This is a genomic window from Microbacterium sp. SYP-A9085, from assembly GCF_009649635.1.
In the GTDB taxonomy this organism is placed as follows: Bacteria; Actinomycetota; Actinomycetes; order Actinomycetales; family Microbacteriaceae; genus Microbacterium.
Genome location: NZ_WJII01000002.1, coordinates 1 through 12,681, shown reverse-complemented (window position 1 = coordinate 12,681; position 12,681 = coordinate 1). Strand labels below are relative to the sequence as shown.

Sequence of the window (12,681 nt, the reverse complement as noted above, 5' to 3'; positions counted from 1 at the left end):
CAGGGTTCGGGTCGCTACTTGCCGGCGACGGTCAGGGCGCCTTCGACGACATGCGGCACGACGGTGCCCTCGCCGAGCTGGTACACGGCGCCGACGATGCCGAGGCGGCCGGCGGCGACCGCGTCGGCGATGAGCGGGGAAGCCTGCAGCAGCTCCTGCACCGTCTCGCTGAGGTGCTCGCGGCCGACGACGGCGGCATCCACGCCGGACGGGTCGCTGCGGGTGCTGCGGGCGACGCGGTGCACGGTGGGGACGATCGGGGCTATCAGCCGCCAGATCTGCGCGGGCAGCTCCGGGGCGTCGGGACGGGTGCTGTCGATCGCGGCGCGCACGGCGCCGCAGGCCTCATGGCCGAGCACGACTAGGAGCGGGACGTCGAGGACGGCGACGGCGAACTCGATGCTGCCCACCGCCGAGGGGGAGACGACCTGCCCGGCGTTGCGGACCACGAACATGTCGCCCAGGCCCTCGTCGAACACTATCTCGGACGCGGGCCGGGAGTCGGAGCAGCCGAAGACGACCGCGTGCGGGTGCTGACCGTCGGTGAGCTCACGACGTCGGTCGGGGCTCTGGCGAGGGTGCAGGACCGTGCCCTCCACGAAGCGCGTGTTGCCCTCCGCGAGTCGATCCCACGCCTGCTGCGGTGTCAGCCGTACGCGCGTCGTTGTCATCTGTTCTCCTCCCGCATGCTGCGGATCTGGTCGGTCAGTCCCGCCGCCGCCTTCGCGGCGGTGGCGGCATCGGTGTCGCCGTAGACGAGGATGCGGTCGGCGCCGGCGGCGGTGGCTATCGCATACGTGATGTTGCCGCTGCCCGCGGTCGTCGCATACCGGGTCCAGGCGATGCCGTCCACGTCGACGGTGCCCTGCGGCGCCGCGCCCTGAAGCAGCCGGGCGTCCCACGCGGTGTCGGCGTCGAAGCCCTGCGCGACGCGGAGGAAGCCGCTCGCTTCGTGCGTCGCGTACACGATCGTCCACGTGGGGGTCTGGTCTCCGGCCACGGCCGCGGAGTTGACGTGCCAGTCCGACGGCACCTGCGGGATGACGACGGTGTGGCCGTACGCCGCGGCGGCGTCCTTCGCGACGGCGGCGACGTCGATGGAGCGGTCGGGCGCGAACGATCCGCGCGGGACCATGAACACGATGACCGCGACGACGGCCAGGGTCGCCAGCAGCGCCGCCACGAGATTGCGGACGGTCTGGCTGGACCGGTACACGCGGGAGGACTCCGCCTTGCGCGCCGCAGCCTCGTCGGGGGTCTCGGGGCGCCCGAGCTCGGCGACCACCCGCCCGGTGCCGGCCATCAGGATCCCGCCTCGGCCTGGCTGCGCGCGGCGTCCAGGCGCTGCTTGGCGCCCAGCAGCCACTGCTCACAGCGGTTCGCGAGGGCTTCGCCCCGCTCCCACAGCGTCAGCGACTGCTCCAGGGTGGGCGCGCCCTGCTCGAGTTCGGTGACGACGCGGACGAGCTCGTCGCGCGCCTGCTCGAACGACAGAGACGCGACGTCGGCCACGTCATCGCTGGGTTCGGTCATGCCTTATAGCTTAGTTCCGCCGTCCGCCGGCGCCGATTCCGGCACCTCGCCGTCGGAGGTCGCCGCGAGCGATCCGCGCTCCAGGGTGACCGTGAGCGGGGTGCCCGCCGGCGCCTGGCCGGCGTCGCGCAGGATCCGCCCATCCCCGGTGTGCGCTATCGCGTAGCCGCGGGCAAGGGTCGCGCCGGGGGAGAGCGCCCGCAGCGTCGCCCGCAGCTCGGCCACGCGCCGGGCCTGCACGTCCATCCGGCGGTCGACGACCTCGCGCCCCCGCGCGGCCAGCAGGAACAGGTCGTGCGTGCGGCCGGACAGCAGCGACTCCGGCTCGCGCAGCACCGGGCGTGAGCGCAGCTGCTCGAGCTGCGCCATGTCGTGGCCCACGCGGGTGGTCAGGCGCATTGTCAGGCGCGCACGCAGCTGGCCGACGAGGGCCCGCTGCTCGCCGACATCCGGCACCACCCGTTTGGCGGCGTCGGTCGGCGTGGACGCCCGCAGGTCCGCCACGTCGTCCAGCAGCGGATGGTCGTTCTCGTGGCCGATGGCGCTGACCACCGGGGTGAGCGTCGCCGCCACCGCGCGCAGCAGCCGCTCGTCGCTGAACCCCAGCAGCGCCTGCGGGTCGCCGCCGCCGCGGGCGATGATGATGACGTCCACCTCGGGGTCGGCATCGAGCTTCTTCAGCGCGGCCAGCGTTTCGGGCACGCAGCGGTCGCCCTGCACCGCGGCGTGCACGGTGCGGAACCGCACCTGCGGCCAGCGCAGCTCGGCGTTGCGGTGCACATCCTTCTCCGCGTCGCTGCGCTCCCCGGTGACAAGGCCTATGCACTGCGGCAGGAATGGGATCGGCTTCTTGCGGGAGGGATCGAAAAGGCCCTCGCGGCGCAGCTGCGCGCGCAGGCGCTCCAGCCGCTCGAGCTGGTCGCCCAACCCGGCATGCCGCATCTGCGACACCGCGAAAGTGAAGTCGCCGCCCTTGACGTAATAGTCGGCCTTCACGCACGCCACGACCCGGTCCCCGACCCGGATGGCGTCGGACATCCGCGCGCGCACGCTCGACCAGAGCCGGAACGACAGCGTCGCGTCGGTGCCGAGGTCCTTCAGGCGCCCGTACACGGCGCCGCCGCGCAGATTCCATGACGTCACCTCGCCCTCGACCCACACCGAGCCCCAGCGCTGGACGAAGCCGTTGATCGTCTCGTTCAGACGCGACACCGACGTGGGGGCCTCGCTTCGCGAGTCCCGCGGGTGGACGGCGTCCGGAGGCGGTGCCTGGCCGGGCACGGTCTCGGGGCGGAACGTCGTCATGGTGTCCTTCCGGGGCGGTACCCAGGGCGCGACCCTAGAATCGGTGGGATGAGCGCTTCTGCCGTCCGCCTGCCCGTGCCCCGGATCCCGGTGCCACGGGCGCAGCGGCGCGAGCCGCTCCAGGATATCCCGGTCCCCGGACACAAGCGGGTGCTGCTGGCCGCGCCCCGTGGATACTGCGCCGGCGTCGATCGCGCGGTCGTCGCCGTGGAGCGGGCACTCGAGCGGTTCGGGTCCCCCGTGTACGTGCGCAAGCAGATAGTGCACAACCTCCACGTCGTCGCCGAGCTGGAGGGCAAGGGCGCTGTGTTCGTCGACGAGGTCGACGAAGTGCCGGAGGGCGCGCACGTCGTGTTCAGCGCGCATGGGGTCGCGCCGGCGGTGCGGGATGCTGCGGCCCGGCGGGGTCTGCAGGCCATCGACGCCACCTGCCCGCTGGTCACGAAGGTGCACAGCGAGGCGGTCCGCTTCGCGCGCGACGGATACGACATCCTGCTGATCGGCCATGCGTGGCACGAAGAGGTGGAGGGCACCGCCGGGGAGGCGCCGGAGCGCGTCACCGTGGTGGGCTCGCCGGACGAGGCCGACACCGTGCAGGTGCGCGACCCATCGCGGCTCGTGTGGCTGTCGCAGACGACGCTGTCGGTGGACGAGACGCTTCAGACCGTGCAGCGCCTGCGGGCCCGGTTCCCCGAACTGCACGACCCGCCCTCGGACGACATCTGCTACGCGACGCAGAACCGGCAGACCGCGGTCACGGCGATAGCGGCGGACGCGGACCTCGTCATCGTGGTCGGCTCGGCGAACTCGTCCAACAGCGTCCGCCTCGTCGAGGTGGCCCTCGCGCAGGGGGCGCGCGCGGCGCACCGCGTGGACGACGCCGGCGAGATCCGGCAGGAGTGGCTGGACGGTGTGGCCACCGTGGGCGTGACCAGCGGCGCGTCCGTTCCCGAGGTGCTCGTGCAGGGCGTGCTCGCCGACCTCGCCGCCGCCGGCTACCGCGACATCCATGAGGTGCACACCGCGCAGGAGGACGTCTCGTTCGCCCTGCCCGGTCCGCTGCGCACGAAAGGCGGACGCCGATGAGCGGCCAGGGACCCGACCGGGAGCAGCCCCGGTACGGCGAGTACGCGACCCCGGAGGAGCAGCGCGCGCGGATCGGCCATCCCGTGCACGACGCCCCGGCGCCGACCGCGGCCCCGCCCGCCCCCACATGGGGAGCGGCGGGAGTCCCGCAGCCCGTCCGCACGCAGCATCCCGTCGACCGCATCGTCACCATCGCGCTGCTGGTCTACGGCGCCGTCAACGTCGCGCTGTCGCTCGTGTCGTTCCTGGACCTGCCGGCGGTCGCCGACATGACGTACCGGATGATGGGCATCGCCGGGACGTTCACGGACACCCCGGCCGCGCGGGTGTGGGGGGTCATCGCGGCGGTCGTCCTGCTGCTCGGGTACGCGGCCACCGCGTGGCTGTCGGTGCGCACGCTGCGCCGCGGACGCCGGGCGTGGTGGATCCCGGTGGTGGGCGCGATCCTCACGTATGTCGTCGTGTCGGCGTGCGTGTCGGTCCCGCTGATGGCCGATCCCGCGTTCCTGGGCTACCTGAGGTAGCAGACTTGTCGCATGAGAGTGACGCGTGTGTTCTCGGCCCTGGCTCTTGCGGCGCTGCTGTGCGCAGCCGCCGGCATCGTCGTCGGATGCGCGCCCGATGACGGACCCGCCGTGGTTCTGAAGGCGGTGACGACCAGCGCCGGCGACGTGGTGGTGGATGCCGCCGGCCGTGCCGTCTACCTGTACACGGAGGACGCACCGGGCGCGGCGCGCAGCAGCTGCACCGGATCGTGCCTGGCCGCGTGGCCGGCGGTGACCACGGTGTCCCGGACGCCGCAGGGGCAGGGCCTGACCGCGACCGTCGGCGAGATCCCCGCCGAGGGCGGCGGCTACCAGGTCACCCTGGACGGCCGGCCGCTGTACTACTTCGACGGCGACACCGGCGCGGGCATGATCAAGGGGCAGGGGATCGGCGGGGTGTGGTGGCTGCTGTCGCCGGACGGGCAGCGGGTGACCACGATAGGACGGTGACCGGCGCCGAGTGAACCCCGCACGGCCCCGTGTCGTTTCCCTGATGAGGAGGTGGGGATGCGGGAGGTGGACGAACGGCTCACGGCGCTGTATGACGCCCACGCCCGACCGGTGTGGCGGTACGTGGTGTCCCTCACCGGTGACCGCGCCGGCGCCGACGACATAGTGCAGGAGACGCTGCTGCGCGCCTGGCGCAGTCCGCGGATCCTCGAACAGGACCCGTCTACCGCCCGCGCCTGGATGATCACGGTCGCCCGTCACCTCGTCGTCGACGAGGCCCGCAGTGCCCGGCGCCGTCACGAGAACCCGGTCGCCGACCCGCCTGAGCGCGAGGCGGCCGACGACACGGAGCGGCTGTTCGAGGCGATCCTCATCGAGGAGGCGCTGCGGGCGCTGAGCGCCGAGCATCGCGCCGTGATCGTCACCGCGTACTACGGGGGCCGCAGCGTCGCGCAAGCCGCCGTGGAGCTGGACATCCCGGAGGGGACCGTGAAGTCGCGGCTGCACTACGGGCTGCGTGCGCTGCGGCTCGCGTTGCAGGAGCGGGGGGTGACGCGATGACCACCGGTCATGTGCAGTATGCGGACTGGGATGCCGCGTACGCCATCGGCGCCCTCACGGCCGGGGAGCGGCGTGAATACGAGTCGCACCTGGAGGGTTGCGTGTCGTGCCGGCAGGCTCTCGCCGAGCTCGCGTCCACGGTGGCCCTGCTGCCGCGGATCAGCGCAGAGGACGCCGGGCGCCTCGGCGCCGAACAGGCGCCATCCGACGCGCAGGCGGACGCCGCCATTGCCGCGGGCCTCGCGGTGCTCGACCGCGCCCGGCGGCGACGCCGCCGGCGCACCCGATGGGTCGCCGCGGTCGCGGCGGCCGCCCTGGTCGCCGGCGCGGTGGCGGTGCCCGTGACGATGGCGTCGATCTCGGCGCCGGTCACCGCGTTCGCGCTGCAGGACGTCGCGGACGTGCCGCTCGTGGCATCCGTGCGCCTGAGCGCGGCCGACTGGGGGACCCGGATCGACCTGGACTGCCGCTACCCGGCCGGACCTGCGGGGTACGCCCGGCGGTACTCGCTCGCCGTGGTGGACGGGCAGGGCACGGCGACCACGGTGTCCACGTGGAGCGCCGGCCCCGGGACCGACGCGCGGCTCAGCGCAGCGACCGCCACGCCGATGGGCGACATCCGCGCCGTCGAGATCCGGTCCGACACCGGCACCGTGCTGATGCAGCACACGCTGCGGCGCTGAGGGCTAGGACTGGCTCTTGCCGAACGAACCCAGCTGCTTCGTGGCCTCCACGACGCGAGCGGCCATCGCCGACTCGGCGACCTTGCCCCACGCGCGCGGGTCGTACTGCTTCTTGCTGCCGACCTCGCCGTCGACCTTCAGGACGCCGTCGTAGTTCGTGAACATGTAGCCGGCGACCGACCGGGTGAACGCATACTGGGTGTCGGTGTCGATGTTCATCTTCACGACGCCGTTGCCGACGGCCACCGCAATCTCCTCGTCGGAGGAGCCGGAGCCGCCGTGGAAGACGAGGTCCAGCGGCTTCGGGCCGTGTCCGAAGCGCTCGGCGATGCCCGCCTGGATCTCGCCGAGCAGGTCGGGGCGCAGCTTGACGTTGCCGGGCTTGTACACGCCGTGCACGTTGCCGAACGTCAGCGCGGCGATGTAACGGCCGTTCTCGCCGAGACCGAGCGCCTCGACCGCCTTCGTGACATCCCCGACCGTCGTGTACAGCGCCTCGTTGGCGCCCTCGTGCTTGACGCCGTCCTCCTCGCCCCCGACCACGCCGATCTCGACCTCGAGGATCGCGTTGATGTTCTTCATGCGGGGCAGGAGGTCCTTGGCGATCTGGATGTTCTCATCCAGCGGCACCGCCGACCCGTCCCACATGTGCGACTGGAAGATCGGGTTGCGCCCGGCCTTGACCTCCTCCTCGGAGGCGGCGATCAGCGGCAGGACGAAGTCCTCGAGGGCCGGCTTCGGGCAATGGTCGGTGTGCAGGGCCACCGTGATCGGGTAGCTCTTGGCCACCTCGGTGGCGTAGCGCGCGAACGCGAGCGCGCCGGTCGCGCGGGCCTTCACAGACTGGCCGGCGAAGTAGTCGGCGCCGCCGGTGGTGACCTGCAGGATGCCGTCGGAGCCGGCGTCGGTCAGGCCCTGCAGCACCGCGTTGATCGTCTGCGAGCTGGACACGTTGATCGCCGCGTAGGCGAAGCCGCCCGCCTTCGCACGGTCGAGCATCTCTGCGTACTGTTCGGGGGTGGCGACGGGCATGGCGGGCGCTCCTTCTCGTTAGGATCGTGTCAACTCTAGCGAAGCGGTCTTCGCGCCGGCGAGGCGCGGGACGGGGCCCCGAGAGGGTGTGAGATGACCAGGACGAAAGAATCCGGCATCCTTCGCCGCACGAGCGGCCGGATGGGACGGAATCCTGCCGTCGGGTCGAATATCGTGGCGGCATGGTGAGTCTCACGGCCGACATCAATTCGCACGCCGACGGCGCGACCGGAGCCCCGTTGCGCCCCGATCGCAACATGGCGCTCGAGCTCGTGCGGGCGACGGAGGCCGCCTCCATCCGCGCGGTGCCGTTCATCGGCCGCGGCCGGAAGGAGGCCGCGGACGGCGCGGCCGTCGACGCCATGCGGGCGTTCCTGACCACGGTCAGCTTCGACGGGACGATAGTGATCGGCGAAGGCGAGAAGGATCACGCGCCCATGCTGTTCAACGGCGAGCGGGTCGGCAACGGCACCGGGCCGAAGTGCGACGTCGCCGTCGACCCGATCGACGGCACGTCGCTGACGGCGGCGGGGCGCAACAACGCGCTGTCGGTGATAGCGGTGTCCGATCACGGGACGATGCTCGACGCGTCGAGCGTGTTCTACATGGACAAGCTCGTCACCGGGCCCGCCGGCGTCGGCGTCGTCGACATCCGGCTCCCGATCGGCGAGAACATCCGCCGCCTGGCCAAGGCGCTGGGCAAGCCCGTCGAGGAGATGGTGGTCTCGGTCCTGCATCGGCCGCGCCACGATCAGCTGATCGAGGAGATCCGCGAGGCCGGCGCAGGCACCCGGCTGATGAGCGACGGGGATGTCGCGGGCGGCATCAACGCGGCACGGCACGACGGTCTCACCGACATCTGCGTCGGCGTCGGCGGGAGCCCCGAGGGCATCGTCACCGCGTGCGCCATCAAGGCGCTGGGCGGGCACATCCAGGGGCGGCTGTGGCCGCGCGACGACGACGAGAAGCAGCGCGGCGTCGACGCCGGGCTGAACCTCGACGGCTATGTGTACGAGGCCGACGAGCTGGTGCGCGGAAACAACACGATCTTCGTCGCAACCGGTGTCACGAACGGCGAGCTCGTGGCCGGTGTGCGCCGCGACGCGGGGTACGTCTACACCGAGAGCGTGGTGCTGCGCGGGGCGTCCGGCACGCTGCGGCGGATCTCGTCGGAGCACCTGGTCTCCAAGTGGCTCTGAGGGCGTCGGCGGGCGCCTGCCGACGCTGAGCGGGCGACAACGGCTTCGTGAGAGCCCGCTCATCTCCGTGACTGGCGTGGCCAATGTGACGATTGGGTCCCATGTTGCGTGAAATGCGTCGCATTCTCAGTCTGTCGTGCCAGAATCGTGCCGGTCGTTGTGCTTCTTGTCCCTGGGCGGGGGCGCCGACCGAACAGGAGGCGCACGATGGCAGTACAGGCCGGTGACACGCAGCCCCGCACGGGTGCGCACGCCGTTGTCGCGGATGCGTTGTCCCGCACCGGAGCGCACAAGAAGGTCGAGCTGGACCCGGCGCGTCGCCCGGACGTCCTGTTCCGCGTGCGTCACGAGGACGGCGAGCAGATCTCGGCCTGGTGGATGATCGGTGCTTTCGCGACTGTCTCGTGCGGTGTCATCGCGCTGCTCAGCTTCATCCCCGGCGGTCACTGACCTCCGGCGCCTCGGCGCGGCCGCGCACGTCGCCCACGTCCGCGGTGAGGGCGTGATCGTCCAGCAGAGACTCGCCCTCGGCTGACATGGTGCCGAGGAGTTCGGGCGCCGTCAGCCGTTTCGTGCCCTTCTCGATGACCGCAGGGCCTTCCAGCGCGTCGAGCTTGGTCTGGTCGATGCCCGGGAAGCGGCGCGCGCTGACCAGCACCCGCGACTCGAGTGATCCGGCGAACCTGTTGTAGCTGTCGACAGTGCGCTCGATGGCGCGGCGCAGGTCGTCCGCGTGACCGGCCAGCGAGGCGAGGCGGCCATACAGCTCGTTGCCGAGGTCGAAGAGCCGCCGTGCCTCCTGTGAGACGTCCTGCTGCGTCCACGTGTAGGCGACGGTCTTCAGCACCGCCCAGAGGTTCACCGGCGAGGCCAGCGCCACGCGCTTGCCGAACGCGTACTCCAGCAGCGCCGGATCCTCCTCGAGCGCCGCGGCCAGCAGCGACTCGCTGGGGATGAAGCAGATCACGAACTCGGGGCTCGAGTCCAGTCCTGCCCAGTACGTCTTCTTGGCCAGGGCGTCGATGTGTGTGCGCACGGCCTTGACGTGCCGCTGCAGGAGCGTCTGCCGCCGCGCGGCCTCGTCGCCGGTGGCCGTGACCGGGATCGCCGCGGCCTCCAGATAGGCGTCCAGGGGCACCTTCGCGTCGACCGCGAGCGACTTCGCGCCGGGCAGGCGGATCACCATGTCGGGCCGTCCGGCTCCGGCATCCGTCGCTATCGAGGCCTGCAGCTCGAAGTCCACGTGCTGCGTGAGGCCCGCCGCCTCCACGACCCGCCGCAGCTGCGTCTCGCCCCACACCCCGCGCGTGGTGCCCGAGCGGAGCGCCCCGGCGAGGGACTCAGCCGTGGCGCGCAGCGCCTCCCCGGTCTCGGCGGTGCGCTGCAGCTGCTCGGCGACGGATCCGAACTGGACGTGGCGGTCGCGCTCGAGGTCCTCGACCTTGCGCTGCATCGCCTGCAGGGACTCGCGCACCGGCGCCAGCGCGCGCAGGACGGCCTGCTCGCGGCGCTCGCGCTCCTCCCGCTCCGTCCGCTCGGCCCGGGCACGGTCGGCCGCCTCGTCCAGGCGGTGCTCCTGCAGCTCCAGCTGCTGCTGCAGCACACGCGTCGCGGCCTCAGCGGCGGATGCCCGAGAGCCCAGGTCGGCGGTCGCCTGCGCGGCACGCGCGCCGCGCACGACCCAGCCGGCGGCGGCGCCGGCGGCGAGGGCGACGATGGCGATGAGCACGGTGATGACATCCATGCGCCCAGCATGGCGGGACCCTCCGACATCGAGCCCGCGACGCGCCCCATAGGATATTCCGGTGACGTGGACGGTCTGGCTCTCTCTGCTCGCCGCCTGCGTGGTGATCAGCTTCACCCCGGGTGCCGGGGCCATCAACACGATGTCGAACGCGCTGAACGAGGGATGGCGCCGGTCGATCTGGGGTGTGATAGGTCAGCAGCTCGCACTCGTCGTGCACGTGGCGATCGTCGCCGCCGGGGTCGGACTGCTCGTGGCGCGGTCCGAGGTGCTGTTCGAGATCATCCGGTACCTGGGCGCGGCCTACCTGGTGTTCCTCGGGGTGCGGATGATCGTCACCCGCCCCGTCGTGGCGGCGGATGTCGCGGACCCGTCACGGCGCCGCGAGGGCGCGATGTCGATGGTGCGTCGTGGCTTCTGGGTGAACCTTCTCAACCCGAAGGCGATAGTGTTCTTCCTCGCGTTCGTGCCGCAGTTCATCCGGCTCGATCGTCCAGCGCTGGGTCAGTACCTGATCCTCATCGCGACGGTGATCGTCGTGGACGTGCTCGTGATGTGGTTCTTCTTCGCCGCAGCCGCGAAGCCGTTCCGGCGGTTCGTGCGCACTCCGCGCGGCCAGAAGATCCTCGACATGGTGTTCGGGAGCCTGTTCATCGCCGTAGCGGGGCTCCTGCTGCTCGTGCACTGAGGCGGCCGTCAGGCCGCGGTGAACACCGGTTCGTGGAGGTCCGCACCGGCGTCGAGCGCCTTGACGGCGATGCCGTGCGTGCGGGCGAGGTCGTGGATGTCGGCGGCCCCGGCGCGGCGCGCGGTGTCGATGACGATGTGCGCGCAGGCCTCGGCATCCGCTGTCGCCTCGTGATGCGCGAAGGAGCCGAATCCGGCTTCGGCGGCCGCGACGGGCAGCCGGTACGAGGGGAGCGTGTACGCCTTGCGGGCCAGCTGCAGCGTGCACAGGTAGCGATAGGGCGGGCACGCGTCGCCGGTCGCGTCGCAGGCGCGGCGGATCACTGCCATGTCGAAGCCGGCGTTGTGGGCGACGAGCACGTCGGCGCCGGCGAACGCGGCGATGTCGTCGAGCTGCTCGCTCCACGTCTTCGCATCGACGACGTCCTCGGGGTGGATGCCGTGGATGCCGATGTTCACGTCGAAGAAGCGGTCGTATCCGTCCGGGGGACGGATCAGCCAGCCGGCACGGGCGACGACGTGCCCGGCCCGGACGCGGACGAGTCCTACCGCGCACGCCGAGGCAGAACTGGAATTCGCCGTCTCGAAGTCGATGGCGGTGAAATCCAGGGGCACGCGACAACTCTCGCGCGCGGGGCTCGGCGCCGGAGGGAGGCGCGCCGGAAGCGCCGGTCGTAAGGTCGACGCATGGCCACACGCGAAGAGATGTCCCGCTCGTTCGGCAGCGCCGCCGGTGTGTACGACGCGGGGCGACCCGAGTACCCTGCCCAGGCGGTGGCGTGGATGCTGGAGCCCGTGCGCGGTGCGGATCGTCGGCCGCGGGTGGCGGACGTCGGCGCGGGCACCGGAAAGCTGACCCGGGTGCTGGTGGAGATGGATGCCGACGTGGTGGCGATCGATCCGGACCCGGCGATGCTGGAGCTGGTGGCGCTGCCGGATGTGCCGACGTTCGTGGGCACGGGGGAGAAGCTGCCGCTGCCGGACGGCGGATTCGACGCTGTCGTGTTCGGGCAGGCGTGGCACTGGGTGGACCCACCGGCGGCGAGCGCCGAGACGGCGCGCGTGCTGCGGCCGGGGGGAGTGCTCGGGCTCATCTGGAACATCCGCGACGAGAGCGTGGAGTGGGTCGCCGAGATGAGCGCGATCATGCACGGCAGCGCGGCCGAGGTGATGATGGCGTCGGGCGGACCGACCGTGACGGCGCCGTTCGGTCGGCTCGAGTCGCGGTCATGGCCGTGGCGTCGCGCGATGACGCGTGCCGGACTGCTGGACATGGTGCATTCGCGCAGCTACGTGATCACCGCCGAGCAGGACGAGCGGGAGCGCATCGATCGGGAGCTGAGCGCGGTGTTCGACCGGATCGGTGCGGTCGGGGATGCCGTGATCGAGCTGCCGTACGTGACGACCGCGTTCCGCGCGCGCCGGCCCTGAGGCGCGGCCCGACGGCCTGGGGCGCTGCTCCGGCGGGCTCACTCCGGCGGGGACGGCAGTTGCTGAGACGGCGTTCGAAGCTGATCCGTCTGGCGCTCTCGCGTACCGTGCGTCCCGGTCGTACGGAGGGCTGACGATGAAGCCAGGAAGCAACGGCCGGGACGCGTCCGTCGATTGTGGCGAGCTCTTGCGGTGAAGTCGCGTCTTTACCCCGTGGTCACGCGGCGGCGGGTCGGAAGCGTGGCGGCGGTGGGGTCGTGCGCCAGAGGTATTGGCGGGCCAGCCGGGTGGTCAGGACGATGGGTGGCGCCCCGCCGGGTGGGTGCAGCACGAAGTCGCGTGTCCCGTCCCGGGTGATTCGCCAGCGTCCGTGGTGCAGGTGCATGTGGTGGAACCGGCACAGCAGGATGCCGCGGTCGATGTCG

General features: G+C 71.7%; 16 protein-coding genes and 1 pseudogene. 9 read left to right on the top strand and 8 right to left on the bottom strand.

Annotated features, from left to right (window positions below; translation table 11 throughout):
* Nucleotides 1–14: 14 nt before the first annotated feature.
* From GH740_RS04885 to xseA, 4 genes are read right to left on the bottom strand one after another with little or no spacing between them, the layout of a single operon-like run.
* Complete coding sequence (locus GH740_RS04885) at nt 15–671, bottom strand: carbonic anhydrase (protein WP_153745024.1); 657 nt, start codon at nt 669–671, stop codon at nt 15–17.
* Nucleotides 668–1,303, bottom strand: a complete 636-nt coding sequence (locus GH740_RS04880; RefSeq protein ID WP_153745023.1) for a DUF4245 family protein — start codon at nt 1,301–1,303, stop codon at nt 668–670. The genes GH740_RS04885 and GH740_RS04880 overlap by 4 nt, the downstream gene beginning before the upstream one ends.
* Nucleotides 1,303–1,533 carry an exodeoxyribonuclease VII small subunit gene (locus GH740_RS04875; RefSeq protein WP_153745022.1) on the bottom strand — a complete coding sequence of 77 codons (231 nt, stop codon included), beginning with the start codon at nt 1,531–1,533 and terminating at the stop codon, nt 1,303–1,305. Before GH740_RS04875 ends, GH740_RS04880 begins: the two co-directional genes overlap by 1 nt.
* 3 nt (nt 1,534–1,536) lie before the next feature.
* Nucleotides 1,537–2,838, bottom strand: a complete 1,302-nt coding sequence (xseA, locus tag GH740_RS04870; RefSeq protein WP_153745021.1) for an exodeoxyribonuclease VII large subunit — start codon at nt 2,836–2,838, stop codon at nt 1,537–1,539.
* Nucleotides 2,839–2,886: 48 nt separating this feature from the next.
* Here xseA and GH740_RS04865 point away from each other — a divergent pair, with 48 nt between their 5' ends.
* Genes GH740_RS04865 through GH740_RS04845 form a run of 5 tightly spaced genes read left to right on the top strand, consistent with a single transcriptional unit; the run spans nt 2,887 to nt 6,163 of the window.
* A complete protein-coding gene (locus tag GH740_RS04865; RefSeq protein WP_153745020.1) occupies nt 2,887–3,924 on the top strand; it encodes a 4-hydroxy-3-methylbut-2-enyl diphosphate reductase in 1,038 nt (345 codons plus the stop codon).
* Nucleotides 3,921–4,448, top strand: coding sequence for a DUF6264 family protein (locus tag GH740_RS04860; RefSeq protein WP_153745019.1), 528 nt, complete (start codon nt 3,921–3,923; stop codon nt 4,446–4,448). Before GH740_RS04865 ends, GH740_RS04860 begins: the two co-directional genes overlap by 4 nt.
* Before the next feature lie 12 nt (nt 4,449–4,460).
* Nucleotides 4,461–4,919, top strand: coding sequence for a hypothetical protein (locus GH740_RS04855; RefSeq protein ID WP_153745018.1), 459 nt, complete (start codon nt 4,461–4,463; stop codon nt 4,917–4,919).
* Between the two features lie 57 nt (nt 4,920–4,976).
* A complete protein-coding gene (locus tag GH740_RS04850) occupies nt 4,977–5,480 on the top strand; it encodes a sigma-70 family RNA polymerase sigma factor (protein ID WP_153745017.1) in 504 nt (167 codons plus the stop codon).
* Nucleotides 5,477–6,163, top strand: a complete 687-nt coding sequence (locus GH740_RS04845; RefSeq protein WP_153745016.1) for an anti-sigma factor — start codon at nt 5,477–5,479, stop codon at nt 6,161–6,163. The genes GH740_RS04850 and GH740_RS04845 overlap by 4 nt, the downstream gene beginning before the upstream one ends.
* A gap of 3 nt (nt 6,164–6,166) precedes the next feature.
* Here the strand turns inward: GH740_RS04845 and fbaA are convergent, their stop codons facing one another.
* Nucleotides 6,167–7,195 (bottom strand): class II fructose-bisphosphate aldolase, encoded by a 1,029-nt coding sequence (gene fbaA, locus GH740_RS04840; protein ID WP_153745015.1) that lies wholly within the window; start codon nt 7,193–7,195, stop codon nt 6,167–6,169.
* 182 nt (nt 7,196–7,377) lie between these two features.
* On the opposite strand from fbaA, the gene glpX reads away from it, so the two are divergent.
* Entirely contained in the window at nt 7,378–8,394 is a 1,017-nt protein-coding gene (gene glpX, locus GH740_RS04835) for a class II fructose-bisphosphatase (protein WP_153745014.1), read from the top strand.
* Nucleotides 8,395–8,601: 207 nt separating this feature from the next.
* Nucleotides 8,602–8,844 carry a UDP-N-acetylmuramyl pentapeptide phosphotransferase gene (locus GH740_RS04830; RefSeq protein WP_153745013.1) on the top strand — a complete coding sequence of 81 codons (243 nt, stop codon included), beginning with the start codon at nt 8,602–8,604 and terminating at the stop codon, nt 8,842–8,844.
* Here the strand turns inward: GH740_RS04830 and GH740_RS04825 are convergent.
* Complete coding sequence (locus GH740_RS04825; RefSeq protein WP_153745012.1) at nt 8,825–10,138, bottom strand: DNA recombination protein RmuC; 1,314 nt, start codon at nt 10,136–10,138, stop codon at nt 8,825–8,827. The genes GH740_RS04830 and GH740_RS04825 overlap by 20 nt on opposite strands.
* A 61-nt stretch (nt 10,139–10,199) precedes the next feature.
* Here GH740_RS04825 and GH740_RS04820 point away from each other — a divergent pair, with 61 nt between their 5' ends.
* Nucleotides 10,200–10,826 carry a LysE family transporter gene (locus GH740_RS04820; RefSeq protein WP_367640701.1) on the top strand — a complete coding sequence of 209 codons (627 nt, stop codon included), beginning with the start codon at nt 10,200–10,202 and terminating at the stop codon, nt 10,824–10,826.
* Between the two features lie 8 nt (nt 10,827–10,834).
* Here the strand turns inward: GH740_RS04820 and GH740_RS04815 are convergent, their stop codons facing one another.
* Nucleotides 10,835–11,440 (bottom strand): exonuclease domain-containing protein, encoded by a 606-nt coding sequence (locus GH740_RS04815; RefSeq protein ID WP_367640699.1) that lies wholly within the window; start codon nt 11,438–11,440, stop codon nt 10,835–10,837.
* Nucleotides 11,441–11,512: 72 nt separating this feature from the next.
* Here GH740_RS04815 and GH740_RS04810 point away from each other — a divergent pair, with 72 nt between their 5' ends.
* Nucleotides 11,513–12,256, top strand: coding sequence for a class I SAM-dependent methyltransferase (locus GH740_RS04810; RefSeq protein WP_153745011.1), 744 nt, complete (start codon nt 11,513–11,515; stop codon nt 12,254–12,256).
* A 217-nt stretch (nt 12,257–12,473) separates the two neighbouring features.
* Here GH740_RS04810 and GH740_RS13860 read toward each other — a convergent pair.
* Nucleotides 12,474–12,681: pseudogene (locus tag GH740_RS13860) on the bottom strand (HNH endonuclease); the annotation flags it as partial.